Annotated in this window: 26 protein-coding genes and 1 other RNA gene; 18 read left to right on the top strand and 9 right to left on the bottom strand. The window is 39.7% G+C overall.

Features of this window, described 5'->3' with window-relative positions; translation table 11 throughout:
- Positions 1–15 precede the first annotated feature (15 nt).
- From nrfD to AACH28_RS12205, 14 genes are all read left to right on the top strand, one after another.
- Positions 16–1,500: an NrfD/PsrC family molybdoenzyme membrane anchor subunit gene (gene nrfD / locus AACH28_RS12270; protein WP_046674137.1), complete on the top strand. Its 1,485-nt coding sequence runs from the start codon at positions 16–18 to the stop codon at positions 1,498–1,500.
- 6 nt (positions 1,501–1,506) lie between these two features.
- The gene (locus AACH28_RS12265) at positions 1,507–2,043 is read left to right on the top strand and encodes a DUF3341 domain-containing protein (RefSeq protein ID WP_088160227.1); all 537 of its coding nucleotides are present in this window, start codon (positions 1,507–1,509) and stop codon (positions 2,041–2,043) included.
- A complete protein-coding gene (locus AACH28_RS12260; protein WP_407073646.1) occupies positions 2,027–2,665 on the top strand; it encodes a c-type cytochrome in 639 nt (212 codons plus the stop codon). The genes AACH28_RS12265 and AACH28_RS12260 overlap by 17 nt, the downstream gene beginning before the upstream one ends.
- Before the next feature lie 19 nt (positions 2,666–2,684).
- The gene (locus AACH28_RS12255) at positions 2,685–3,920 is read left to right on the top strand and encodes a quinol:cytochrome C oxidoreductase (RefSeq protein WP_145327840.1); all 1,236 of its coding nucleotides are present in this window, start codon (positions 2,685–2,687) and stop codon (positions 3,918–3,920) included.
- A 43-nt stretch (positions 3,921–3,963) separates the two neighbouring features.
- Positions 3,964–5,301 carry a cytochrome c oxidase subunit II gene (locus AACH28_RS12250; RefSeq protein WP_075991042.1) on the top strand — a complete coding sequence of 446 codons (1,338 nt, stop codon included), beginning with the start codon at positions 3,964–3,966 and terminating at the stop codon, positions 5,299–5,301.
- A 28-nt stretch (positions 5,302–5,329) separates the two neighbouring features.
- Complete coding sequence (locus AACH28_RS12245; RefSeq protein WP_172462307.1) at positions 5,330–7,201, top strand: cbb3-type cytochrome c oxidase subunit I; 1,872 nt, start codon at positions 5,330–5,332, stop codon at positions 7,199–7,201.
- Between the two features lie 77 nt (positions 7,202–7,278).
- Entirely contained in the window at positions 7,279–8,322 is a 1,044-nt protein-coding gene (locus tag AACH28_RS12240) for a heme A synthase (RefSeq protein WP_070563550.1), read from the top strand.
- Positions 8,323–8,395: 73 nt separating this feature from the next.
- Positions 8,396–9,301, top strand: a complete 906-nt coding sequence (cyoE, locus tag AACH28_RS12235) for a heme o synthase (protein ID WP_070563553.1) — start codon at positions 8,396–8,398, stop codon at positions 9,299–9,301.
- A complete protein-coding gene (locus AACH28_RS12230) occupies positions 9,301–9,882 on the top strand; it encodes a cytochrome c oxidase subunit 3 (protein ID WP_075991043.1) in 582 nt (193 codons plus the stop codon). Before cyoE ends, AACH28_RS12230 begins: the two co-directional genes overlap by 1 nt.
- 9 nt (positions 9,883–9,891) lie before the next feature.
- Positions 9,892–10,626 (top strand): cytochrome c oxidase subunit 3, encoded by a 735-nt coding sequence (locus AACH28_RS12225; protein ID WP_046674128.1) that lies wholly within the window; start codon positions 9,892–9,894, stop codon positions 10,624–10,626.
- Positions 10,627–10,652: 26 nt separating this feature from the next.
- Positions 10,653–11,030 carry a cytochrome C oxidase subunit IV family protein gene (locus AACH28_RS12220; RefSeq protein WP_088160234.1) on the top strand — a complete coding sequence of 126 codons (378 nt, stop codon included), beginning with the start codon at positions 10,653–10,655 and terminating at the stop codon, positions 11,028–11,030.
- Between the two features lie 9 nt (positions 11,031–11,039).
- A complete protein-coding gene (locus AACH28_RS12215; protein WP_145327839.1) occupies positions 11,040–11,768 on the top strand; it encodes an SCO family protein in 729 nt (242 codons plus the stop codon).
- Between the two features lie 7 nt (positions 11,769–11,775).
- On the top strand, positions 11,776–12,321 hold the full coding sequence (locus AACH28_RS12210; RefSeq protein ID WP_145327838.1) for a DUF420 domain-containing protein: 546 nt from the start codon (positions 11,776–11,778) through the stop codon (positions 12,319–12,321).
- Positions 12,322–12,516: 195 nt separating this feature from the next.
- Positions 12,517–12,972 (top strand): ABC transporter ATPase, encoded by a 456-nt coding sequence (locus tag AACH28_RS12205; RefSeq protein WP_145327837.1) that lies wholly within the window; start codon positions 12,517–12,519, stop codon positions 12,970–12,972.
- A gap of 112 nt (positions 12,973–13,084) precedes the next feature.
- On the opposite strand, the gene mtgA is transcribed toward AACH28_RS12205, so the two are convergent.
- The gene (gene mtgA, locus AACH28_RS12200; RefSeq protein ID WP_070560704.1) at positions 13,085–13,849 is read right to left on the bottom strand and encodes a monofunctional biosynthetic peptidoglycan transglycosylase; all 765 of its coding nucleotides are present in this window, start codon (positions 13,847–13,849) and stop codon (positions 13,085–13,087) included.
- A gap of 137 nt (positions 13,850–13,986) precedes the next feature.
- Between mtgA and mutS the strand changes: the two genes are divergently transcribed.
- On the top strand, positions 13,987–16,593 hold the full coding sequence (mutS, locus tag AACH28_RS12195) for a DNA mismatch repair protein MutS (RefSeq protein ID WP_088160238.1): 2,607 nt from the start codon (positions 13,987–13,989) through the stop codon (positions 16,591–16,593).
- 200 nt (positions 16,594–16,793) lie between these two features.
- Here mutS and AACH28_RS12190 read toward each other — a convergent pair whose 3' ends face one another.
- On the bottom strand, positions 16,794–17,951 hold the full coding sequence (locus AACH28_RS12190) for a hypothetical protein (protein WP_145327835.1): 1,158 nt from the start codon (positions 17,949–17,951) through the stop codon (positions 16,794–16,796).
- A 97-nt stretch (positions 17,952–18,048) separates the two neighbouring features.
- Here AACH28_RS12190 and AACH28_RS12185 point away from each other — a divergent pair, with 97 nt between their 5' ends.
- Positions 18,049–18,756, top strand: a complete 708-nt coding sequence (locus AACH28_RS12185) for a tRNA1(Val) (adenine(37)-N6)-methyltransferase (RefSeq protein WP_088160240.1) — start codon at positions 18,049–18,051, stop codon at positions 18,754–18,756.
- Between the two features lie 3 nt (positions 18,757–18,759).
- Complete coding sequence (locus AACH28_RS12180; protein ID WP_088160241.1) at positions 18,760–19,254, top strand: metallophosphoesterase; 495 nt, start codon at positions 18,760–18,762, stop codon at positions 19,252–19,254.
- 17 nt (positions 19,255–19,271) lie between these two features.
- On the opposite strand, the gene AACH28_RS12175 is transcribed toward AACH28_RS12180, so the two are convergent.
- The 3 genes from AACH28_RS12175 to AACH28_RS12165 all read right to left on the bottom strand — a co-directional run bounded on the left by AACH28_RS12175 (position 19,272) and on the right by AACH28_RS12165 (position 20,497).
- A complete protein-coding gene (locus AACH28_RS12175; RefSeq protein WP_088160242.1) occupies positions 19,272–19,580 on the bottom strand; it encodes an AraC family ligand binding domain-containing protein in 309 nt (102 codons plus the stop codon).
- A gap of 13 nt (positions 19,581–19,593) precedes the next feature.
- The gene (locus tag AACH28_RS12170) at positions 19,594–19,968 is read right to left on the bottom strand and encodes a DUF488 domain-containing protein (protein WP_088160243.1); all 375 of its coding nucleotides are present in this window, start codon (positions 19,966–19,968) and stop codon (positions 19,594–19,596) included.
- Positions 19,969–20,161: 193 nt separating this feature from the next.
- Positions 20,162–20,497, bottom strand: a complete 336-nt coding sequence (locus AACH28_RS12165; RefSeq protein WP_046674120.1) for a MerR family transcriptional regulator — start codon at positions 20,495–20,497, stop codon at positions 20,162–20,164.
- 188 nt (positions 20,498–20,685) lie between these two features.
- Between AACH28_RS12165 and AACH28_RS12160 the strand changes: the two genes are divergently transcribed.
- A complete protein-coding gene (locus AACH28_RS12160) occupies positions 20,686–21,021 on the top strand; it encodes a hypothetical protein (RefSeq protein WP_088160244.1) in 336 nt (111 codons plus the stop codon).
- Between the two features lie 166 nt (positions 21,022–21,187).
- On the opposite strand, the gene accD is transcribed toward AACH28_RS12160, so the two are convergent.
- The 4 genes from accD to AACH28_RS12140 all read right to left on the bottom strand — a co-directional run bounded on the left by accD (position 21,188) and on the right by AACH28_RS12140 (position 24,383).
- Positions 21,188–22,030 (bottom strand): acetyl-CoA carboxylase, carboxyltransferase subunit beta, encoded by an 843-nt coding sequence (gene accD, locus AACH28_RS12155; protein ID WP_088160245.1) that lies wholly within the window; start codon positions 22,028–22,030, stop codon positions 21,188–21,190.
- Positions 22,031–22,253: 223 nt separating this feature from the next.
- Positions 22,254–22,351: signal recognition particle sRNA small type (ffs, locus tag AACH28_RS12150), an RNA gene on the bottom strand.
- A gap of 306 nt (positions 22,352–22,657) precedes the next feature.
- Positions 22,658–22,885 carry a DUF6814 family protein gene (locus AACH28_RS12145; RefSeq protein ID WP_075991056.1) on the bottom strand — a complete coding sequence of 76 codons (228 nt, stop codon included), beginning with the start codon at positions 22,883–22,885 and terminating at the stop codon, positions 22,658–22,660.
- Complete coding sequence (locus AACH28_RS12140; RefSeq protein WP_341833045.1) at positions 22,878–24,383, bottom strand: MFS transporter; 1,506 nt, start codon at positions 24,381–24,383, stop codon at positions 22,878–22,880. Before AACH28_RS12140 ends, AACH28_RS12145 begins: the two co-directional genes overlap by 8 nt.
- Positions 24,384–24,454 lie beyond the last annotated feature (71 nt).

The raw sequence follows: 24,454 nt of genomic DNA, 5'->3' as shown, positions 1-24,454 counted from the left end.
TGAAATAAAAATACTATGTCATCGCATAACGAATCAATATTAAGAGAACCATTAATGACCGGTAAGGACATTACGTATGCAAAAATTACGGATGATATCTTACTACCGGTTGAAAATAAACCGAATAAAGCATGGTGGATTGGTTTTACCGTTGCTGTATTAGGTGCTTTATTATGGGTAGTTAGCGTTAGTTATACCTTTTGGACAGGTATCGGCGCTTGGGGTCTGAATAAAACTGTAGGCTGGGCTTGGGATATCACCGACTTCGTATGGTGGGTAGGTATCGGTCACGCGGGTACGTTGATTTCAGCTGTATTATTAATCTTCCGCCAGAACTGGCGTAATTCAATCAACCGTTCTGCAGAGGCGATGACGATCTTTGCGGTAATCTGTGCGGCTACATACGTTGTAGCTCACATGGGTCGTCCTTGGTTGGCTTATTGGATTTTCCCACTTCCAAATCAATTTGGATCACTTTGGGTAAACTTCAACTCTCCTTTGGTATGGGATGCGTTTGCGATCTCGACTTACTTTACAGTATCCTTGGTATTCTGGTACTGTGGTTTGTTGCCGGATATCGCGACAATTCGTGACCGTGCTACTGGATTAAAACAAAAAATCTATTCTGTATTATCATTCGGATGGAATGGTTCAGTTAAGACTTGGCAACGTTTTGAAATCGTGTCATTGATCTTGGCAGGTATTTCTACTCCGCTGGTACTTTCTGTACACACGATCGTATCCATGGACTTTGCAACTTCGGTTATCCCTGGATGGCATACAACGATCTTCCCTCCATATTTCGTGGCGGGTGCGATCTTCTCTGGTTTCGCGATGGTACAGACTTTATTGTTGATCTTACGTAAAGTAATGAACTTTGAGAACTACATCACGATGTTCCACATTGAGTCGATGAATATCATTATCATGACGACAGGTTCTATCGTAGGTGTGGCTTATTTGACTGAGTTGTTTATCGCCATGTACTCTCGTTCAGAATACGAAATGTATGCTTTCGAGAACCGTATGTTGGGTCCATACGCTTGGGCTTACTGGTCAATGATGACGTGTAACGTAATTTCTCCACAGTTATTCTGGTTCAAAAAAATCCGTACAAGTATTCCAATCTCATGGATCTTATCGATTGTTGTAAACATCGGTATGTGGTTTGAGCGTTTTGTAATTATCGTGACTTCATTGCACCGTGATTACTTGCCTTCATCTTGGGCAATGTTCTACCCAACTTGGACAGACGTAGGTATCTTTGTAGGTTCAATCGGATTATTCTTTACATTATTCTTGTTGTTCTTACGTTTCTTACCAGGTATCGCTATCGCCGAAGTGAAATTGTTGTTGAAATCATCTTCATTACAACATAAAACTAAATTGGCTCAAGAAGGCGCATTCCCTGAGGAACAAGTTAAGTACTTCCAAGAGTCATTAGAGAAATATGATTCAGTGACAGAAGAAGAGATTAAAGAATTATCAGTTAGAAAATAATCAGCAATGAGCAATACAAAATATATATTAGGTAGTTTTGCGGATCCCGATGAAATGATGCATGGGATCGACAAATTGCAAGCAAACAATATAAGTATTTACGACTGCTTTACTCCGATGCCTATTCACGGCATCGAAGCAAAGCTGGGTGTGAAACCTTCTCGCTTGCCTATCGCAGCATTTTGCTTTGGAGCATTAGGAACGACATTGGGTTTTAGTTTGTTGTATTATACAATGGCCTATGATTGGCCGATGAATATCGGTGGTAAACCATCTTTTGGTATGCCAAACTTTGTTCCAGTTACATTTGAGGTTACGATCTTATTGTGTGCCTTGGGTATGGTTGCCACGTTTTTCTTCCGTAACCACTTATTTCCGGGACGTGCACCTCGTGTAATGGACTTGAGAGCAACAGATGATCGTTTCATCCTTGCAGTAGATGCCAATGAAAATACAGATCACGCTTTGATCGATAGCTTATTGAAAGAAGCTGGAGCTGTTGAAGTTAAGTACAATGATAGAAAATATGTTAGCTATGAATAAGAAGAATTTACTTGGAACGCTATGCGCAGCTGTGGCATTGACAGCACTTGTTTCTTCTTGTGGTGACAAAACAACTCGTAGTACAGGTTTAGAGTTTTCTCGTAACATGTACGATCCGCTTGCTTTCAATCCGGATCAACCTAATGCGAATTTTGCTGATGGAAAAACAGCACAAGCACCTCCTAAAGGTACGGATCCAATTGGTTTCACTCGTTTTGAGTATGCCAATACATTAGAGGATTATGAACGTGCAGGAAGAGAAGTAAAAAGTCCTTTGGTCGTAAATGCCGAAAATCTTGAAAAAGGTAAAGCTTTGTTCACCACTTACTGCTCGATATGTCATGGAGTAGAAGGTAAAGGTGATGGTCCTATCACGAAAGACCGTAGCGTGACTGATTCAAGAGGTACTCGTCAATTAGAGAACTTTCCTCCGCCACCATCTTATCAAAGAACAGATGCAGCGAGCTCTTCACGGGGTGGTTTGATGGCTGACTTGACTGATGGTAAAATTTACCATACAATTTATTACGGACACAACTCCATGGGATCACATGCATCTCAATTGTCTCCAGAGGAGAGATGGAAAGTTGTTATGTATGTTCACGAATTACAAAAGAAATAATCTAACATCAGATATATAAATGGGAACTCACAGTCATCATCACGATTATAATTTCAACGAGCGATACGAGTTTGCTGGCAAGGCTAAATTGTACAGTATTATCGCTGTTGTACTAGGCGTAGCTGCTGTAGCTTTCGGGTTGCTTTCGGGCGATCACGTTACTGTAGAGCGTACTTATGCCAACTTGTTATTGATGGGTTATTACTTTACATGTGTATGCGCAGCTGGAACATTCTTTGTTGCCTTGCAATATGTAACACAATCTGCATGGTCTGCAGGTTTGGTACGTATACCTCAGGCTATGGCGAGTGTTTTACCAATTGCATCATTAGTTTTATTAGTTATTGTAGGTTTAGGTTTAACCACACATAACTTATATCACCACTGGAATGCAGATGGTATCACTGATCCGCATAGTACAAATTTTGACCCTATTATCGCAGGTAAATCTGCTTATTTAAATGTTCCATTCTTCTTGATCCGTCAGGTCGTGTTTATGGGTACATATAGCATTTTTGCCGTTATTTTTGCGAAACTTTCTTATAAAGAAGATTTAGAAGGTGGATTGACTTCTTATAAAAAGTCATTCAAATTGTCGGCAATCTTCTTAGTTATCTTCGGTTTTACTACACCTATCTGGTCTTTCGATACAGTAATGTCTTTAGAGGCACACTGGTTTTCGACAATGTTCGGTTGGTATAACTTTGCAGCAATGTGGGTAAGTGGTATTTCATGTATCACGATCATCGTTGTTGTATTGAAGAAAGCTGGTTATATGAACTGGGTAAACGAAAATCATTTACACGATTTGGGTAAATTGATGTTCGGTTTCTCTATCTTCTGGACTTATGTTTGGTTTGCACAATTCATGTTGATTTGGTATTCAAACATCCCAGAGGAAACAGTTTATTTCTACAAACGTTGGGAACCTGAATACAAACCTTGGTTTTGGTTGAGTATTATCATTAACTTTGTGGCACCATTGTTACTATTAGTGGATCGCGATGCGAAACGGAAACAAAACGTGATGTTGTTCGTAGCGATTCTATTATTGGCTGGTCACTGGCTAGATTATTATATCATGATCATGCCTGGTACTGTTGCTGAACATAGAGGATTTGGTATCATTGAAATCGGAACTGCACTTGGTTTCTTAGGTTTGTTCATCTTCTTAGTGATGAGTAAATTGAGTAAACAAGCATTGGTGCCTAAAAATCATCCTTTCTTGGATGAGAGTTTGCATCATCAGATATAGTTTCACTTTTAAAGGAAGGTTACGTAAAAACGTTATAAAAGAAATGAGCTTTAAATTAAATAATAGATTCAAATCCATCTCGGGTTTTGTGCTTGCACTAGGATTGCTTTTTGCGACTCCTATCCTAGCAAGTCAACAAGATACAGTAGCATCTGATTCTGCTAAAGCGGCGACTACAGCAGTGGCTGCCCCTGCAGCAACGGATTCGGTTGCAAAAGATACAACAGCGGCAGCAGGTACTGCTGCTGTTGCATCTGCTAGTTCTTCTACAGAAGCTAGTGCTGCTGCTCCTGCTGTTGAAGAAGTGAAGCAAATAGACCCTCAGGTTTATAAAAACTTCACATATTATGTCTTGTTATTCTTGGTTATATGTACAGTTGTTGCCGTTATCGGTAAAGTACTTTCGATCTATGAATTGACAAGAAAGATGAACGGTAAATACAATCCGTTTGCGAATAACACGTTTCAATCGGCATTGTTATTCATTTTCTTGGTTGTATTCCTTTACGGTGTATATTGGTCATATGTACACTGGGGAGCCGCTTATTGGAGATCTGCAGTAACTGAGCACGGTGAGCGTATTGATACAATGTTTATCATTACGACTGCAATTACAACATTTGTATTGGTTATCACACACATCTTGTTGATGACTTTTACATTTTTGTATCGCATGCGTGCAAAACGTCAGGCTTATTATTATCCTCATAACAATGCAATTGAGAAATTGTGGACAATTGTTCCCGCTGTTGTTTTGACAGTTTTGGTATTGTTCGGTTTCTTTACATGGAGATCAATCACAAATATTCCTGAGGATCTACAAAAGTCAGCATTACAAGTTGAGGTATTAGGCGAGCAATTCCAATGGAATGTCCGTTATGCTGGTTCAGATGGGATTATTGGTAAACGTAATTATAAAATGACGACACCAACCAACCCGTACGGTATTGACTTTAATGATAAAAATTCTTGGGATGATATTCAAGGATCTGAAATTTGGTTGCCTGTAAATAAACCGGTTCGTTTCCATATCGTTTCAAAAGATATTATTCACTCTTTCTATATTCCTGATTTCCGTGTTCAGATCAATGCGGTACCGGGAATGACCAATTACTTCCAGTTCACACCTACTGTTACAACAGAAGAGATGCGTGATCGTTTGGGTGATTATAACTATGACTTCGTGATGTTGTGTAACAAGATCTGTGGATCTGGTCACTACAACATGCAAAAGAAAGTGGTTGTCGTAACTGAAGAGAAATATAAAGAGTGGTTAGCTAAACAAAACAAATATTTTACTGAGGATTTGCAAAAAGAGTTCAGCGGTAAAACAGCTAACGTGAAAAAGGATAGCGTACAAGTTACAGCATCTTTGAACTAATTAAGAATTTTTGAATATAAAATCGAATATGTCAAGTACAGTAATATCGCATAGCGCTGAACATCACGATTCGCACGGCCATCATCACGAGGAGTCGTTCATCAGAAAGTATATCTTCTCGGGTGACCACAAGATGATTGCTAAGCAATTCTTGATCACTGGTATCATCATGGCAGTTTTTGCGATGCTTTTATCAGTATTATTCCGTATCCAATTAGCATGGCCGGATAAAGAGTTCCCTATATTAGAAGTATTCTTGGGTAAATGGGCTGAAGGCGGTCGTATAAAACCGGAGTTTTTCCTTTCCTTGGTAACCATTCACGGTACCGTTATGGTATTCTTCGTGTTAACGGCTGGTCTATCAGGTACTTTTAGTAACTTATTGATTCCATATCAAATCGGAGCACGCGATATGGCATCTCCTTTTATGAACATGTTATCTTACTGGTTGTTCTTTGTAGCATCAGTGATTATGGTTGCATCGTTCTTCGTAGAAAGTGGACCTGCTTCTGCTGGTTGGACAATCTATCCCCCACTATCGGCTGTTCCTACTGCAATCGCAGGATCTGCAACTGGTATGACTTTGTGGTTGGTGAGTATGGTTCTATTTGTAGCTTCACAGTTGATCGGTGGTATTAACTATGTAAGTACAATTTTGAACATGCGTACAAAAGGAATGGACTTATGGAAAATGCCTTTGACAATCTGGGCGTTCTTCTTAACTGCTATCGTGGGTATGTTGTCATTCCCAGTATTGGTTTCGGCGGTTGTTCTTCTGATTTTTGACCGTGCTGCTGGTACGTCATTCTATTTGTCGGATCTTGTTGTTCAAGGACAAATTTTACCGAACGAAGGTGGTTCACCAATTTTGTTCCAACACTTGTTCTGGTTCTTAGGTCACCCTGAGGTATATATCGTTGTTATGCCTGCTTTAGGTTTAACTTCTGAGGTTATTGCGACCAACTCACGTAAACCAATCTTTGGTTACCATGCAATGGTTTATTCATTGATCGGTATCACCGTATTATCGTTTATCGTATGGGGTCACCACATGTTTGTAACAGGTATGAACCCGTTCTTGGGTGGTGTATTTATGATTACAACATTGATTATCGCGGTTCCTTCTGCTGTAAAAGCGTTTAACTATCTTGCAACGTTGTGGAAAGGTAATATCCGTTTCACTCCAGCGATGATGTTTGCTATCGGTTTGGTATCGTTCTTTATCTCTGGTGGTTTGACAGGATTGTTCCTAGGTAATGCAGCGTTAGATATCAACTTACACGATACGTATTTTGTTGTTGCCCACTTCCACTTGGTAATGGGATCGGCGTCAATCTTCGGTATGCTTTGTGGTGTTTACCACTGGTATCCTAAGATGTTCGGTCGTATGATGAACACAAAATTGGGTTATTTACACTTCTGGTTGACTTTCATTGGTGCTTACATGGTATTCTTCCCAATGCACTTTATGGGTATCGATGGTGTGCCTCGCCGTTACTATGCATTTACAGAGTTTGCTTTCATGGCGAAATGGGTTTCTGTCAACAAATTGGTAACATGGGCTGCAATCATCGCTGCTTTAGGTCAGGTAGCTTTCTTGTGGAACTTCTTTACATCGATTTTCTTCGGTAAAAAAGCCCCACAAAACCCTTGGCAGTCAAACACATTGGAATGGACTACTCCAGTAGAGCATATCCATGGTAACTGGCCAGGAGAAATTCCAACTGTACACCGTTGGCCTTACGATTACAGTAAGCCAGGTCATGGTGAGGATTTTATTCCTCAAAGTGTTCCTTTCTCTGAAACAATGAGCTCTAATTTGCCTCATGATTTCGAAGGAGACGAGGAAGCTGAGCGTATCCAGGCAGAATGGAATGCTCAAAATGGTAGAAAAGACTAATAAAATCTTATAAAATAGAGTAGGAATTCCTACTCTATTTTATGGAAGTTTGTATTTTAAGAGGTAGGGGTAGTATTATGTTTCCAGCAGCTGAGAAGCGATTTATAAAGACCAATTTTATAACGATCATTGTGTTGTTTTTGGTCATTATTGCTGGCGGAGTTGTTCGGAGTACAGGGTCAGGAATGGGATGCCCAGATTGGCCAAGATGTTTTAACCGTATTATTCCTCCAACAGATATCTCCCAATTACCTCAAGGATATGAACAGCATTATATTGAAGGAAGAGCAAAGAAGAACGAACGTTTCGCGAAAATTGTAGAATTTTTCGGCGATAAGGAAATGGCTTACAAGCTCCGTACCGATAAGAGTATTTTGCAGCATGAAGAGTTTAATGTTGCGAAAACTTGGACGGAATATATCAATCGGTTGGTAGGCGTTGTTTCCGGATTCTGTTTGTTATTTACAGCTATTTATTCTTTCACCTATTTAAAATCAAAAAGCTCGATCGTTGTTTGGTCAGTGATTAATCTTTTTGTTGTCGTACTTCAGGCTTGGCTGGGATCGATCGTTGTATCGACAAATCTGATGCCCTGGATTATTACGGTACATATGCTCTTAGCCATTGTAATTGTTTGTATTAGTATTTATACATATTTCAAAGCAGTTACTTTGCGAAACAAGACCTTACTGGTCAATCGTTCTTTGGGTATATTAAAAGGGCTTGCTATTGCTTCAATTTTATTGATGCTAACACAGGTAATTGTCGGAACGGGAGTTCGAGAGGAGGTTGATTTATTAACCGGTTCAACGATAGCCCGGACTGATTTTATAACAACTATTGGCCAACAGTTTGAGTTACATCGCTGGTTGGCATATTGTTCTTTGATTTTAGTTATTGTATTATTCTTTTTGGTCCGCACGAGTTTTAATACGGGTTCTAAGCAATATAAATTTGCTTTAATCGCATTGATTCTAGTGGGTATCCAAATGCTATCAGGAATTATCTTAGCTCGATTTGCAATACCTGCATTTGCACAGACAACGCATTTGGTGGTAGCTACGCTCTTATTTGGGGCACAGTTCTACCTGTTGTTATTGTTAAACAAGCAAAGGCACTAATCTTGGAATTCGGGATGTTTATGTTTAAAAGTACGTGTTTAATTACACTGATAGTAGGAGGTCTCTTTTAGTTATGAAAGAATTTATTTCAGATTTCAAAAAGCTTGTTAAGTTGAGACTTACATTGACGGTCGTATTTTCCGCGTCAATTGCTTTTCTGATAGGATCAAAACAACAGGGTGATATATTCTGGTTCAATTGGTTATTGTTGACTATAGGTGGTTTTCTGGTGACAGGTTCTGCCAACGGTTTTAATGAGATCATTGAAAAGGATTTGGATAAACTGATGAAACGTACGGAGGACAGACCGTTGCCATCAGGCCGCATGACAACAGGACAGGCTTTGGTATTGAGTGTCTTTATGGGCATCTTAGGAACCTTGGTGCTTGTTCGTTTAAATTTTGTCGCTGGTCTGCTGTCGGTTTTCTGTATCCTTCTTTACGCCTTTATCTATACACCATTAAAAAGAAAATCACCAATAGCAGTGTTTGTCGGCGCGTTTCCGGGTGCATTTCCGCCATTAATTGGATATTATGCAGCCTTTTCGCAAGACGATTTAGCCTACTATAGTGGACATAACGAAGCGGCAATTATTATTATTCCCTTTGTGTTGTTTGCTATTCAGTTTTTATGGCAGTTTCCGCATTTCTGGGCAATTGCCTGGGTTGTGGATGATGACTATAAATTAGCGGGCTTTCGCTTATTGCCGACGACAAAACGTGATAAGATATCTGCGTTTATGGTATTCATTTCAGGTTTGTTTATGATACCTGCAGGTTTTATACCTTATCATTTTGGCTTTGGTGGAATTTGGTTTACGATTGTATCCGTGGTCGGTGGAATAATGTTTGGTTATTACGGTTATTTGCTGTTTAAGAATTGTGATATTCCTTCAGCGAAGAAAGTGATGTTTACCTCATTTATTTATTTACCTGTGACACAACTCGTATTATTGCTTAACTTTATTCCGTTGAAATAATGTTAGATATACAAGCACAAACTGACGAGAAGTTAGTACAGAGAAAAGCCCAAAAGTTCAACCTATGGTTGGGTATGTTGGGTATGTTCATGATGTTTGCGGCGTTATCCAGTGGTTTCATTGTATATACAGCGAGCGGCGTGGACAAAGGGATTAAGACCCTATTGCCAAATGCACTTTTATATAGTACCTTGGTGATTGTGGTTAGTAGTCTAACGATGTTTTTAGCACATAAAGCGGCTAAAAATGGCGAGTCTTCCAAACAGCGGTTGTTTTTGATAGCAACTTTTATTTTGGGAGTTGTATTTTTTGCCTTGCAAGTTCATGCTTGGAATGTATTGATCGATAGGGGTGTTTATTTTGTGAATAACAATGCATCGCAATCTTTTATTTACGTTTTTATCTGGATGCACTTGGCGCATATTATTGCGGGGTTGATCGTTTTGATTGGCGCGATTATAGGAATTAACAAACTTCCTAAAGACGGCAATCTTTTCCGCATGGATCTTGCCAGTATTTTTTGGCATTTTCTCGATCTTTTATGGATTTATATATATGTTTTCTTACTTTTGAATCAATAATAGTAAACAATGAGTACAACAGTATCGCAATTGGATAAGGTAAAAACTGGTCCATGGAATGGTGGGAAATCACCTTGGAACTTAGAGTATGGAAAAATCATGATGTGGTTTTTCTTGGTAGGGGATGCCTTCACATTTTCTGCATTTTTGGTTTATTACGGCGCACAACGCTTTTCTCATCCAACATGGCCTGATCCTGATAAGATCTTCCAATCTATCCCAGGAATTGCAGAACATGGTCAACCGTTGGTATTTGTCGGTTTAATGACCTTTATTTTGATTATGTCATCTGTAACTATGGTTTTGGCCGTGGAAGCTGGTCACCGTAACCAAAAGAATGAAGTTGTTAAATGGATGCTTTGGACTATTTTGGGAGGTATCTGTTTCGTAGGTTGTCAGGCTATCGAGTGGACTCACTTACACCACATGGGTTTCTGGTTTGGTAAAAATCCAGCAACAGGTTTGGAAGGTGATGCCATCAAAACAGCATTAATGCCATATTTCACACATGACATTTCTTACACTTCGGCCTTGCAATTTGCTAACTTGTTCTTTACAATTACTGGTTTTCACGGTTTCCACGTTACTGTGGGTATTATTTTGAATATCATCATTCTATGTATGACATTAAATAATACATTCGAAAACCGTGGTTCTTATCTTATGATCGAGAAAGTAGGTTTATATTGGCACTTTGTGGATTTAGTGTGGGTATTCGTATTTACGTTCTTCTACTTAATCTAATTCCGAAATAATAAATTTAGATAGCTATGTCACAATATCAAGATAATATCGCTCATGGCGAGCACGCTCACGAAGGTGGGATGGATAAGAAGGCCATCTGGAGAGTATTTGGTGTACTTTTAGCCCTTACTTGTCTAGAGTTTTTAATTGCATTGGGCTTCGTGCACCATTGGCAAATTTTAGCTAAAGGTGCGTTAGTAAATACTATTTATATCGTGCTTACTTTAGTTAAAGCTTATTATATCGTTGCATTCTTTATGCACTTGAAATTCGAGAAGTCGAGTTTCATTGTTACCGTTGCAATTGTGTTTATTTTTATTATTTATTTTATTGTTTTGATGCTTGTTGAAGGAGGGTATTTAGCATCTGCTTTTCAAGAACATCAATTGTTTCCAAATAAATAGATAAAGTGAATGGATAATAATACTGGACAAAAGAAAGGTATTAAAACTATATTGATCCTGGCAGTAATTCTTTTATTGCCAGGATTTTTATATTTTGTACTAAATAAAAGCGGTTCTAATAGCTACGCCTCTTTGCCAATTTTTGGAAAGAAAGTGGTTCCGGGAACTACCCATCGTAAATGGGGACGTGATATTCCCGATACTATCTATCATACTGTACCCCCGGTTGATTTTGTGAATTTCGATGGCAAGAAAGTGCATCTATTGGATAATGATACAACACTTTCTGTCGTCCATCTGATGTACTCTAGAGATGCTTCATTATCGCGGACGATGATTAAGCGTTTGGATCAAATCGCTAATCGATTTATTCAGAATAAGAAGGTCCGCTTGTATTCAATTACGGTTGATACGGCATACGATACACCAGAAGTGTTAGCCAAATACGCAAAAGTTTACAAACCTTGGACCAAATCTTGGTTTTTTGTGACAGATCCTTCTGTTGATATCTTTAAATTTGCCCAGGAAAGTTTATTGCAGGATGCACTTGTCAATAAGGAGGGCAGCAAACCATTTATTATTGGGTCTAATTATCTTTTACTTGATACAAAAGGACGGATAAGAGGTATTTATGACATTAATGTCAAAACGGATGTTGACCGCCTTGAGGATGAAATCAAATTATTATTGGTCGAGGAAGTCCGAAACCATCCAGCTACAATAGAACAAAAGAGGTAATTATATCATGGAAGAGAGTCTTAACAAGGAAAAAAAGTATAGTAAATGGATTTGGTTGCTATCGATTGTGATACCGATAGTGGTTGCTATCCTTTTTACGGTGAATTTACAAAAGCTGGGTTATGATGTAAAACCGCTAACATTTTTGCCTCCTATCTACGCGGCTATCAATGGGATTACGGCTGTATTACTATTTTGGGCTGTGGCTGCGATAAAAAAGGGTAATAAGGCTTTACACGAGCGTTTGATCAAATGGTGTATTGCTTGTTCCTTAGCTTTTCTAGCGATGTATGTCGCTTATCACATGACTTCAATCGAAACAAAATATGGTGGCGAGGGAATTTTGAGACCGATCTATTTCTTTATCCTGATCACGCATATCTTGCTTTCCATTATCATCATCCCTTTTGTACTCTTTACATTTGTTAGAGGCATATCGGGTTCTTATGAGCGTCATAAAAAGCTTGCCCGTATTACTTATCCCATGTGGCTTTATGTAGCTGTTACCGGCGTGATCGTTTACTTAATGATCTCTCCGTATTATATTGGTTAGTGGTAAGAGTTGAGGGTCAAGGTATTGTGATGAAATACAATGGCACGCCGGATTCGAGTTGTTTAATCTGGTTTAAAATTGAAATAGAAACGGATATAATGGAACAGTTATTTCATGTGTCCGGGAGTGTAAACAGTATAGGATTAATCAGCCAATTCATATCGGCTAAATGGATCTGTAAAAAAATCATTGCATATGAAGCGTATCTGGATTTATCAGGCCGATCGCCTGTTAACGGCGACAGAGGGACAGGAGATTGTTACTGACCTGGAAGCTTTTGCTGAACAATGGAAAGTGCATGGGAAACCACTTTCTGCTTCCGCAGAATTGCGGGATAATCTTTTTATCATCCTTAAGGTGGACGAGGAAGTAGCGGCTGCATCAGGTTGTTCTATTGATAGTTCGGTTCGGTTTTTAAAAGGAGTTGAATCGAAGTATGGTATTCAACTATTTGATCGCATGCAATTTGCATATAAAGGGGATCAGGGAATAGGCGTGGTTAACCGTGACGGATTTGAGAAGTTACTGGCAGAAGGTACCATCAACGATAATACCTTAGTATTTGATAATACCATTACCCATGAGCACCAAATGGAAGACGCTTGGGTAATACCCTTCCATCAGAGCTGGCATAAACGACTTTTTAGATAGGTTGTAAAACGAGTTATATAAGAAAGGCCATAATTACATATGGCCTTTTTTTTGATCTATAGATCTGTATTGCTTTTCTTCTGGTCGATCCGCCGAATAGCGATGGTTTCGCTTATTCAGGAATAGTATAATGATGCATATATTTTGCTATCGCATTTGCACGTCTATTGACATAAGCAGAAGGGTTACGCGCATCCCATTCTCTTGGGTTTGGCAATATGGCTATAATCAATGCGGCTTGTTTTTTGGAAAGATTGCTGCCTGTTTTGCTAAAGTAATACGAAGCTGCCGCATCCGCACCATAAACTCCCTGTCCCATTTCAATCACATTAAGATAAACTTCGAGGATGCGTTTCTTGCTCCAGAATGTTTCGATAAGAATGGTAAAGTAGGTCTCGAAGCCTTTTCTTAACCAGGAGCGCCCTGGCCATAAAAAGACATTTTTGGCTACCTGCTGACTGATTGTACTTCCGCCGCGTAATTTCTTTCCCTGTGCATTTTTTTTAATGGCATTCTGAATTCCTTGCATGTCGAATCCCCAGTGTGTCATAAAGTGAGCGTCTTCTCCGGCAATGGCCGCTAACTTTAGGTTGTCCGAAAGTTCATCGTAATCCAGCCAGTTTTTTTCCAGTTTAAATCCCTTGCCCTGTTCTTTTAGCTCAAACCCACGTTGAATCATCAACCAAGTGATGGGAGGATTAATAAACCGCAGGCTAATGACCCAAAAGAGTGAAATGCCAATAAAATAGAGTACTACCCGTGTCACAATGCGCAGGATCGGAGATTTTATGGACTTCAATGGGTTGAAGGATTTTTTTTTGAAGGTATTTTGTTGTTTGCTGGACGTATTTTGTTTACCAGATCTTTTGATGGCCATGACTAATTTTTTTCGGATACAAACTTAGCTTATATTCTTGTTTAATGGAAATGATTTTGTCGAGAAGTTGAGTGTATCGTTTGCCAAAGCGACGATATTATCCTATTTTTACGCTTCATAAAAATTGATTTTAAAAGTTGGCAAAAGAAAAGAAAGTGACCCCATTGATGCAACAGTACAATGCGATCAAGATTAAGTATCCTGGAGCGTTGTTGTTGTTCCGTGTTGGCGATTTTTACGAGACATTTGGTGAGGATGCGATCAAAGCTGCCCAGATTTTGGGCATCGTTTTGACAAAGCGTGGCAATGGCTCGGAATCGGAAACTGCATTGGCTGGTTTTCCCCATCATTCATTGGAAACCTATCTTCCGAAACTGGTGCGTGCTGGCCAACGGGTGGCGATCTGTGATCAGCTGGAGGATCCGAAGACGACAAAAACAATTGTTAAGCGCGGTGTGACCGAGCTAGTGACACCTGGAGTCTCCTACAGTGACAATATTGTTCAACAGAAATCGAATAATTATTTAGCATCAATTTTTATCGAAAAGGAGCGGATCGGTATTTCTTTCTTAGATATTTCAACAGGTGAATTTCTGGTTGCTCAAGGTAGTGTGGCCTATATAGATAAATTGCTTCAAGGTTTTAAACCGAGAGAAATTATTCTTTCAAAAAAACAGAGCAAGGAGTTTACAGAGCAGTTTGGATCACAATATTACACCTATTTTCTTGACGAGTGGCCTTATACGGGTGATTATGCCACTGAAACGCTATTGAAGCATTTTGAAGTCTCCTCGATGAAAGGATTTGGTGTGGACCGCATGACTGCAGGAGTTGTTGCTGCTGGTGTAGCATTGCATTACCTCAATGAAACCGAGCATCGTAATCTGCAACACATTTCTACGCTTTCCCGTATTGAAGAGGACCGTTTTATGTGGCTGGATCGTTTTACGATTCGCAATTTGGAATTAATCGGATCGTTGAATGAAAATGCGGTAACGCTATCCGATGTATTGGATCATACATCCAGTCCAATGGGAGCGCGTCTGCTCAAGCGCTGGATCGTGATGCCGCTCAAAGACAAAAAGAGTATTCAGGAGCGATTGAATGTGGTCGATTTCTTTTTCACTAACCGTGATTTGCGGGATGAGCTGATTGGTCAGATCAAGCAGGTGGGAGATCTGGAACGTTTAATTTCCAAGATCGGACTGCAAAAAGCGAATCCGCGGGAAATTGTGCAATTGAAGCGCGCATTATATGCTATTGAGAAATTGAAGGAACTTACGGATCGTAAAGATGCTGATGCTCTTCGGACAATCTCAGATCAGTTAGATGCTTGTGCTGTTATACGTGAAAAAATCGAGCAACAGGTTCAGGCGGAGCCTCCTGCCGCAATCAATAAGGGGAGTGTAATCGCGGAAGGGGTGGACCCTGAATTGGATCGATTGCGCAAGATCGCTTTTGGTGGCAAGGATTATCTGCTTGAGATCCAAAAAAGGGAAGCGGAACTCACAGGGATTCCTTCTTTAAAAATAGCGTTCAATAATGTTTTCGGTTATTATCTGGAGGTCACAAATACGCACAAAGATAAGGTTCCGACGACGTGGATCCGTAAACAGACACTGGTGAATGCTGAACGTTACATTACGGAGGAACTTAAAGAATATGAAGAACAGATTCTCGGTGCTGAGGAGAAGATACAAGCGCTTGAGAATAGATTATATGCTGAGCTATTGGTTGCCATTGCTGAATACATCAAACCTATTCAACTCAACGCCCAGCTCATAGCCAAGTTGGATGTACTGCTTAACTTTGCTGTTGTAGCGGAGAAAAACTATTATGTAAAACCCGAAGTCAGCGAGAGCAAGATTTTGGATATTAAAGGTGGAAGACACCCTGTCATTGAAAGAAACCTGCCGATAGGTGAGGATTATATTACCAATGATACTTTTTTAGATCCAAAAACACAGCAGATTATTATTATTACGGGCCCTAACATGGCGGGTAAATCTGCATTGCTCCGTCAGACTGGATTGATCGTGTTAATGGCGCAAATTGGTTGTTTTGTGCCAGCAAAAGAGGCTAAGATTGGCCTGGTTGACAAAATTTTCACCCGTGTAGGTGCTTCGGACAATCTTTCTTCGGGTGAATCTACGTTTATGGTGGAGATGAATGAAACCGCGAGCATCATGAATAATCTATCGGACCGCAGTCTTATTCTTTTGGATGAAATCGGTCGTGGTACAAGTACTTATGACGGTATTTCTATTGCCTGGGCTATTGCCGAGTTTTTACATAATCATCCTGCTGCTAAGGCCAAAACCTTGTTTGCCACGCATTACCATGAATTAAACGAGCTGACTACTTCGCTGGATCGTATAAAAAACTATAATGTAACGGTGAAGGAGGTTAATAACAAAGTTATTTTCTTGCGTAAACTTGTTCCAGGAGGCTCAGAGCATAGTTTCGGAATCCATGTGGCAAAGCTCGCTGGAATGCCGCAAAAGTTGCTTAGTCGGGCCAATCAAATTTTGAAAAGGCTGGAGCAGGAGCGCACAGGTGGTGAGCAGATTAAAGATAGCATGCGCAAAATCCAGAAACAGGCCTACCAATTGCAGATGTTTTCTATTGATGATCCTGTCTTGAATAAGATCAGGGATATGCTGAATAATCTGGATGTTAATTCGCTTACTCCGGTTGAAGCATTAATGAAATTGGATGAGATACAACGCCTTTTAAAGAATTAAATCTTCCTTTTGGCTTGGGAAATTGATCTCAAGCGGAATTTTTTTCGATTTATATACGCCAGATGATGTTTTTTAAGATAGACATCATCTGGCGTATTTTTTTCTGAAAGTGTCTGGTCTTATTGGCCAGAAAGAACCTTCAGCTCGCTTTCATTGCTGTTGGTGTCTGCGAAGTCATCAGGTTTTTGAGGGCTATTTGCCTAAAACCTGAAGAATAGCTCCAAGCTTCCATAATTTGCCTGTATCGGGATCAATACCTTGCTGCTTGCATCATAAGGCGTGTAATGATAGCCGAGTTCGAAACCAATGTACTTTTGGTTTTTCATGCGAAATAGGGATGCGAGACCAAGTCCTAAGTGCACATTATTGATGGTTACCATACGATCGGTGTATCCGCCATCATAATAATAACCATCCGGATCATAATAACCGGAGGAATAAGCACTTTCTGTGATGCCGGTATCTGTAATATCTATGCCAAGGATACCTTTTGGAATCAGTATAAATTTGTCGTTGTCAAAAACTTTGTAACCTACAGCACCGCCCATAAATGCGGTCGCTGAAGAATTGACCGAAACATTGGAGCCCTCGTAATTGTAATCAATATTGCGGTCGTTTGAGTTGATGCGCACCTTGAAGCCACCTTCGAAAATAAATTTTCTTTCCAGCGAGCTCATCAGCATAAATCCAAAGTTTATGTTGGTTCCGAAAATTTTGTTGGCTCCGCCAAGTGGGGTGACTACGCCGATTGAAGGAACATAGCCCAGTTTGGCTTTCTGTCTATCTCTGTACACTTTGGGGACTGGAAACCGCTGTTGATTATCTTGTTCGTTAGCTTGTTGGTCTTGTACGGCATTGGCAACTTCAGTATCTGAAAAAAGCTCTAAAATAGTTTTTTCCTGATCGGTTAACGTATAACTATCGGAAGCAAGCAGGGCTTTGGCTCTTACTTTTATCATGCCCTCCAGGGGATGTCTTAATGGCACGAAATTGTATTTTTCCTTATGCTGTTCGTATTGTGTTGTAAAATCGTCCTGGTCTGCCGCATCCAGTCTTTGTAGAAAATTTTTATCGAATTGATTGTCTATATAATTTTTGATCTCTGTTGTGGTATTCTTTTTTTCAATGATGTATATAAGAATACGTAAACGCTGTACAAACTCGTTGGTACCACAGCTAGCTTGTATACTATTGAGTAAAGGATCAATTTTGTCAAAGTCATTGTTGTTCAATGTTTTTGTCAATAAGGGAAGTATTTCAGTTGTATGCCGGTCACAATTCTCTTGTGCATGCAATAGTTTTGTAGGAAGCACACCGATGATGATCAATATCATAAAAGCAAGCTGACGGATATTCATGGCTTATATAGATTTGTTGCTGACTAAATTAGCAAATAAATTGCAGGATACACTGGTTTGTTTGTACCAAAGGTTCTAAAAGTTTTATCTTTGATGTATGGCGTCGATATTTCGGTTTAAACAGTTTGAGGTTGATCAGTCTGACTGTGCAATGAAAATTAACACAGATGGTGTACTGCTGGCTTCCTTGCTGGAAGTAGAACCTGTGGACCGGATACTGGACGTAGGTACAGGTACGGGAGTCATTGCATTGATGTTGGCTCAACGGCTCGTAGACAGTAGGGTAGAGGCTGTCGAAATTGACCCTTTGGCTGCTGCGATGGCTGACAGAAACTTCCGTAATTCCATTTTCCAGGAACGTTTAGTGCTGCATGCTTCCTCCTTTCAACAAATGGATGTACAAGGGCATTACGATCTGATCGTATCAAATCCACCCTTTTATACAGATTCCTTACATAACCCGGATGAACGCAAGAAGCTGGCGCGACATACCGATCTGGATTTTTTTGCTGAACTGCTGGATTTCGCCGCTTTACGTTTATCGGATCGGGGAAAATTAGTGTTGATCGTTCCAACGGCATTAGCGGAAACGTTGACTAAAATTTCGGCGGAAAGGGGATTATACTGTTCCAGTGAAGTACAAATAAGCTCCTTTGAAGGGGAGTCGGCCATTCGGAAAATCGTTACATTTGAACGCTTACGCGTCGAACTGCTCGCTCAACGTACGTTTGTTATTTATGCCGCCAAGGGTATTTATTCAGAAGCTTATCGAAATGCCTTGGCACCTTATTTTTTAGCTTTTTAAGTGATGACAAAGATCGGATTACTCTCGGATACACATTCTTTTTTAGATGAAGCTGTATTTACTCATTTTGCAGCCTGCGACGAGATATGGCATGTGGGCGATTTTGGTGATCCTGATGTTGCGGATCGGTTAGCCGCTTTTAAGCCACTGCGCGGAGTATACGGAAACATTGATGGTCAGGAAATTCGTTTACAATTTCCAGAAGATTTGAGGTTTAGGTGTGAGGAAGTGGACGTATTTATGACACATATTGGTGGTTATCCGGGGAAATATGCTGCACGCATAAAAGGGGAATTGATGAAAAATCCACCTAAATTATTTATTACTGGACATTCACATATCTTAAAGGTTATCTTCGACCCCAAGATCCATTGTCTCCATCTTAACCCTGGGGCGGCAGGTAAGCAGGGCTGGCACAAAGTAAGGACATTAATGCGGTTTGAGATCAATAAAGATAAAATTGAGAACCTGGAGGTTATTGAACTCAAAGACCGTTAAGTCACCTAGATTCTTCTTTAGTCTTTTTTATGAATAGACAGCCGGACGATACTTTGGGTAATGGCAAAGAGATCGTGCGGTACATTCGGCTCTAATGTCACTAACATGCCTTTCGTTAGACTGATTTTGCTTCCGTTAACGCCAAAATCAATATTGCCTTCGACAATTTCCACAATAATTGATGCAGCTGTTGTATGCTCCTTTAGATATTGCCCTTCTGCAAAAGCCAAGCGATATTCTTTGCTGCCATTTGTTTCTAGCAGGAGGTCCATTTTGGGTTTTTTGTCCTGAAATGTGACGTTTTGAAAAATAGATGCTGTCTGCATGGTCGTTGTACTATTATCTGTTGTTGCTGATATATTGTTGATAAAGGTCCTGTAAATAGGTCTGTAAGATCAGGGCGTGGGTATGCAAGGTGTCATGGGCGGCATATAATAACGTAATGATTTCTTGTTGCTTGTTGTGGTCAAGAAATTCCTTGCAATAGTTGTTATGCTTTAGTTCTGTTCGATATTTTTCCGAGAAGTCATCCCACAAAGCTGGATTGTGGTGATACCAGATCCGAAGTTCTTTTGAAGGGGCAAGATTCTTATTCCATTCAGACAAATGAGCCTTTTCCTTTGTTATTCCACGAGGCCAAAGTCTATCGATGAGTACACGATACCCATCACTAGGGGAAGCTGCATCATATATTCTTTTTAGCACAATTTTCATGGCTATATATTATAAAATAACACTATTACTGATGTAAAACAAATATATGATTTTCAGCTGTAAAATGTGTCAGCTCGTTATCTTATTTCTTCTATAAATCGAAAGAATTTCCCTCTCGGATAGACGGGAAGAAGTTGGTGAAAACGATGGAAAGTTTCCTATGGCGGGAGTTTTAAAAGAAGTTTCTCAGGTACTATAGTGAATCACGAACTTCAAGAAGAAAGTTCTTCAAGCGCTCCAATGAATCTACAACACGTTGATTTTCTTTTGCCTCAGATTTGTTGTCACGCAGGTAATCACGTGCACCCTGTAGGGTATAACCTTTATCTTTAACCAAATTGAAGATGATCTTTAAATTGGCAATATCTTCTTGCGTAAATAAGCGATTGCCTTTTTTATTTTTCTTAGGTTGTAGAATGTCAAATTCACGCTCATAAAAACGTATTTGGGACGCATTTACATCAAACATTTCTGTAACTTCTCCCATTGTATAATACAATTTATTTATTTCACGCTCTTTGTACGGCATATCTTCACGATTAATCTATAGCAAACTTAATAAAAATTCCAATTCAAAAAGAAATTTTTGCGATCTCTTATCTGATTAGGGACTGACCGAGAGGGATATCGTACAATTCATGAGAAGCCAATAATAATTGTGTATAAAGGGAAATTTTTCTAAGTTTGACTAGTTTGAAAACGGTCTAAACATCATATATGATTATAGTTAGCAAATTTTGGACGAATTTCTTCTCTTTTGGAAAAGCCAATGCAATTACTATTTATCCTTTTATCTTTCTGAAAAATACCTTTTTTAAACAGCAGGACGACTTGATTCGTCATGAGCGTATACATTTGCGACAGGCGCTTGAATTAGGTATTCTCTTTTTCTATGTATGGTATCTCATAGAATTTGTCGTTCATTTTATTCAATTTAGAGATTTTGATAAAGCCTACCGGCGTATTTCTTTTGAGCGGGAAGCGTATGACAGGGAGGGCGAAACAGATTATTTGTCCAAAAGAAAAATATGGGCTTTTTGGCGATATCTTTAAAAAGATGGCCTATTCAACCCTGCCATAAAAGCCTCATAAGGTCATAGGCACAACAATTATGAGCTGAATTGAAGATGCTTTCTAGCCGATAAAATAGACACTTTCAAAAAAGAAAGCGGTGCCAAGAATATTCTTGGCACCGCTTTCTTTTTTATTTTGAGGATGATTATCCCACTAATTTAAGATAAGTAGCTACTTTGTTTTTTAACTGTCTACGGTCGACAATGAAATCCAAAAATCCATGCTCAAGAACAAATTCTGAAGTCTGGAATCCTTTTGGAAGATCCTTTTTGATTGTTTCTTTAATGACACGTGGTCCTGCAAATCCGATTAATGCTCCCGGTTCTGCGATATTTACATCACCTAACATCGCGTAAGATGCTGTAACTCCTCCTGTCGTAGGGTCAGTCAATAAACAAACGTAAGGAAGTCCTGCCTTTGCCAATAACGCTAATTTAGCCGAAGTTTTAGCCATTTGCATCAATGAAAATGCGGCTTCCATCATACGTGCACCTCCTGATTTGGAGATTAGCATAAATGGAATTTTATGCTCAATACAGTAATCTATCGAACGCGCGATTTTTTCACCAACGACAGATCCCATTGATCCGCCGATGAAACTAAAGTCCATACAAGCAATAACGATGTCTTGACCATTCATTTTTCCATGGCCAGAACGTAAAGCATCTTTCAGGCCTGTTTTGGCTTGACTTTCCTTTAAACGTTCAGGGTATGGCTTTGAATCGAAAAATTCTAATGGATCACCAGAATTTAGATTAGGAAATAGTTCTGTAAATTCGTTATTGTCAAATAAAATTGAAAAATATTCTTTGGAGCCAATTCTTAAGTGGTGCCCACAATATTGACAAACATAGTCGTTTTCTACTTGTTCAAGATGCAACAATGGTTTTTTACATGTGGGACATTTGTTCCACATACCATCAGGTGCTTCTTTTTTATTAGCGGTAGCTGTGCTAATACCAGCTTTTTCTCTTTTAAACCAACTCATACGATAGTTCTTATTCGATTACAAACTTATATAAATTTGCTTTTATATACAATTATAATTGTGTTGAATGTACATGCCAAGCGATTAAAACTCCTTGTGTAACAGGGCTTCTATAAATAGGGGAAATGCGGGTAACAATTGGGATATATAAGGTATTTAGCTGATTATTAGGTTAGAATTGAATTTTGGACCGGAGGATTAGTCAAAAAAAATGGGCATAAAAAAAGGGTAAGCTACTCCTATCGCACCGCTCAACCAAATACCCTTGCTTTGTTCCCAACCTGGGGGAGTCAATGGGAGCTGGTCGTAGAAGACTTACCCGCCACAAAAGTAGAAAAAAAAACAGTTTTAGGAAAGAAAAAATGCTATTTTATCTTATGCTGCTGATTATCATTGCAATAAATTGTATTTAGTAGCTGCTCTTAGCTTTATTTTATGGTGGAAAATAGCTGGTATCTGTGTAAATCCGCTAACAATGGCGTAAAATAAGTGCTTGGCGAAGTCCACTGGCTGTAATTGTTCTTTTGGAAACGTCGGAAGTAGTATAATCTGGCGTATATGAGATCGACTTTGAATAGGCTTATATAGTCTAATTTCCCTTATTCAAAGTCGATCTCATTTTTTGGACTACATTTTTTCTTGATTGTATTCGCCCAATAGGGAATAATAGCCAAATAAGCCGAGTCCAATGGAGATTATGGGAGTTAAGATGCACAGGATAATGATTCCGAAAACGAGATCTTCCTGATGTCCCGTTGAAATCTTTGGCAGGGCCAGTTCAAAAATGGAGAAATAAGCGGTAAACAATGCTAAAACGATCCAAAGTATGCCGAGGAATTTTTTGAGATTATTCATGTGTTGCGGGAGTTGATTTGTTGTTGATATAAATACTACCAATGATAAAACATACAATGGCAATGATAATAGGGTACCACAAACCTGCAAGATAGAATTGCGGGGTATTGGATGCTTCAGCATTTGTTGTTAAGTATGTCGATACCGCAGGAAGGAGGCCGCCGAATATTCCATTTCCAACATGATAGGGTAAGGACATGGATGTGTACCGGATCTTTACAGGGAATAGTTCAACAAGAAATGCCGCGATGGGCCCGTACACCATTGTAATATAAATCACTTGTATAAAGATCAGCAGGACGAGCAGCATATAGTTCTTGCCTGCAAGATGGACTGTGGTTTTGGTCATTGGCTGTCCTTTGAGTTTTCCTGACTGATGTATCATGCTGGCTCTAGTAACTTCGGTCTGGTCCTCATATTGAGTCTTGATGATCGAAATGACTTCTGTTGATTGCGGTCCAAGGGGGACCTCCGTTGTTTCGTTCACCTTGACTTTCTGTTCTGCATTAGAAAGTTGGTACATGGATTCGTAAATCGGGCGGTAAGTCAATACGGCAAGTAACATCCCACCGAGCATGATCCATTTTCGTCCAACTTTGTCACTAAGCCACCCAAATACGACAAAAAATGGAGTTCCCAACAGTAGTGCGATGCCGAGGATTGTATCGGCCTGGTCAGATTGAAGGTGCATGACCGTCTTCATGAAACTCATCGAGTAAAACTGTCCCGTGTACCAAACAACGCCCTGTCCCATGGCTGCACCAAAAAGTGCGAGCAGTACAAATTTGAGGTTGTATCGGTTACCAAAGCTTTCTTTTAGCGGATTTGTACTTGTTTTTCCTTCCGCTTTGGCCTTGCTAAATTCGGGTGATTCCTTCATCTTCTTACGAATAAGATAGGAAACGTATACCATGACTAAAGATAGGAGGAAGGGAACCCGCCATCCCCAAGAATCAAATTGTGATTCGCTGAGAAAGCCTTTGGTCAGGAGGATGACAACGAGTGATATGAAAAGGCCAAAGGTAGCTGTTGTTTGTATCCATGATGTCCAATAACCCCGCTGGCCCAATGGGGCATGTTCGGCGACGTAAGTTGCTGCACCTCCATATTCTCCTCCTAGAGCAAGACCTTGCAAGAGACGAAGGATCAACACGAGCAGCGGTGCCCAAAACCCAATACTCTCATAGCTGGGGATACAACCTATGAGAAATGTTGCTCCGCCCATGAGCATTAAAGTAACCATAAACGTATATTTTCGACCGATAATATCACCTAGTCGGCCAAAAAATAGGGCGCCAAATGGTCGGACAACAAATCCAGCGGCAAATGTGGCTAGGGTTGAAAGAAAAGCCGCTGTTGGATTTTCTGCAGGAAAGAATTTGGTGGAAATGACAATGGATAGGCTGCCAAAAATGAAAAAGTCATACCATTCGATTAGTGTTCCCATGGAGGAAGCTCCGATGACTTTCCAGATACTTTTTGTATTGTTTTCGTTCATTAATTCTTGGTTTTTGGTTGGGTATAATGGTGAATTTTTATTGTGCTCCGAATAACATTTCGGCGCTGGTG

The sequence above is a fragment of the Sphingobacterium thalpophilum genome, assembly GCF_038396785.1.
GTDB lineage: Bacteria > Bacteroidota > Bacteroidia > Sphingobacteriales > Sphingobacteriaceae > Sphingobacterium > Sphingobacterium thalpophilum_A.
The sequence above is the reverse complement of the archived record's forward strand: the minus strand, read 5'-3'. Positions and strand labels throughout refer to the sequence as shown.

Bases quoted from the DNA above. Each gene is read 5' to 3' on its own strand.
- AACH28_RS12210 (WP_145327838.1), top strand. From the start codon at position 11,776: ATGGAAGAGAGTCTTAACAAGGAAAAAAAGTATAGTAAATGGATTTGG.
- AACH28_RS12185 (WP_088160240.1), top strand. From the start codon at position 18,049: ATGGCGTCGATATTTCGGTTTAAACAGTTTGAGGTTGATCAGTCTGAC.
- AACH28_RS12225 (WP_046674128.1), top strand. From the start codon at position 9,892: ATGAGTACAACAGTATCGCAATTGGATAAGGTAAAAACTGGTCCATGG.
- AACH28_RS12260 (WP_407073646.1), top strand. From the start codon at position 2,027: ATGTTAGCTATGAATAAGAAGAATTTACTTGGAACGCTATGCGCAGCT.
- AACH28_RS12265 (WP_088160227.1), top strand. From the start codon at position 1,507: ATGAGCAATACAAAATATATATTAGGTAGTTTTGCGGATCCCGATGAA.
- AACH28_RS12145 (WP_075991056.1), bottom strand. From the start codon at position 22,885: ATGAATAATCTCAAAAAATTCCTCGGCATACTTTGGATCGTTTTAGCA.
- AACH28_RS12165 (WP_046674120.1), bottom strand. From the start codon at position 20,497: ATGCCGTACAAAGAGCGTGAAATAAATAAATTGTATTATACAATGGGA.
- AACH28_RS12220 (WP_088160234.1), top strand. From the start codon at position 10,653: ATGTCACAATATCAAGATAATATCGCTCATGGCGAGCACGCTCACGAA.
- AACH28_RS12160 (WP_088160244.1), top strand. From the start codon at position 20,686: ATGATTATAGTTAGCAAATTTTGGACGAATTTCTTCTCTTTTGGAAAA.
- AACH28_RS12205 (WP_145327837.1), top strand. From the start codon at position 12,517: ATGAAGCGTATCTGGATTTATCAGGCCGATCGCCTGTTAACGGCGACA.
- AACH28_RS12140 (WP_341833045.1), bottom strand. From the start codon at position 24,383: ATGAACGAAAACAATACAAAAAGTATCTGGAAAGTCATCGGAGCTTCC.
- AACH28_RS12240 (WP_070563550.1), top strand. From the start codon at position 7,279: ATGTTTCCAGCAGCTGAGAAGCGATTTATAAAGACCAATTTTATAACG.
- AACH28_RS12170 (WP_088160243.1), bottom strand. From the start codon at position 19,968: ATGAAAATTGTGCTAAAAAGAATATATGATGCAGCTTCCCCTAGTGAT.
- AACH28_RS12215 (WP_145327839.1), top strand. From the start codon at position 11,040: ATGGATAATAATACTGGACAAAAGAAAGGTATTAAAACTATATTGATC.
- AACH28_RS12255 (WP_145327840.1), top strand. From the start codon at position 2,685: ATGGGAACTCACAGTCATCATCACGATTATAATTTCAACGAGCGATAC.
- AACH28_RS12250 (WP_075991042.1), top strand. From the start codon at position 3,964: ATGAGCTTTAAATTAAATAATAGATTCAAATCCATCTCGGGTTTTGTG.
- accD (WP_088160245.1), bottom strand. From the start codon at position 22,030: ATGAGTTGGTTTAAAAGAGAAAAAGCTGGTATTAGCACAGCTACCGCT.
- mtgA (WP_070560704.1), bottom strand. From the start codon at position 13,849: ATGGCCATCAAAAGATCTGGTAAACAAAATACGTCCAGCAAACAACAA.
- AACH28_RS12180 (WP_088160241.1), top strand. From the start codon at position 18,760: ATGACAAAGATCGGATTACTCTCGGATACACATTCTTTTTTAGATGAA.
- cyoE (WP_070563553.1), top strand. From the start codon at position 8,396: ATGAAAGAATTTATTTCAGATTTCAAAAAGCTTGTTAAGTTGAGACTT.
- AACH28_RS12175 (WP_088160242.1), bottom strand. From the start codon at position 19,580: ATGCAGACAGCATCTATTTTTCAAAACGTCACATTTCAGGACAAAAAA.
- AACH28_RS12245 (WP_172462307.1), top strand. From the start codon at position 5,330: ATGTCAAGTACAGTAATATCGCATAGCGCTGAACATCACGATTCGCAC.
- nrfD (WP_046674137.1), top strand. From the start codon at position 16: ATGTCATCGCATAACGAATCAATATTAAGAGAACCATTAATGACCGGT.
- AACH28_RS12230 (WP_075991043.1), top strand. From the start codon at position 9,301: ATGTTAGATATACAAGCACAAACTGACGAGAAGTTAGTACAGAGAAAA.
- AACH28_RS12190 (WP_145327835.1), bottom strand. From the start codon at position 17,951: ATGAATATCCGTCAGCTTGCTTTTATGATATTGATCATCATCGGTGTG.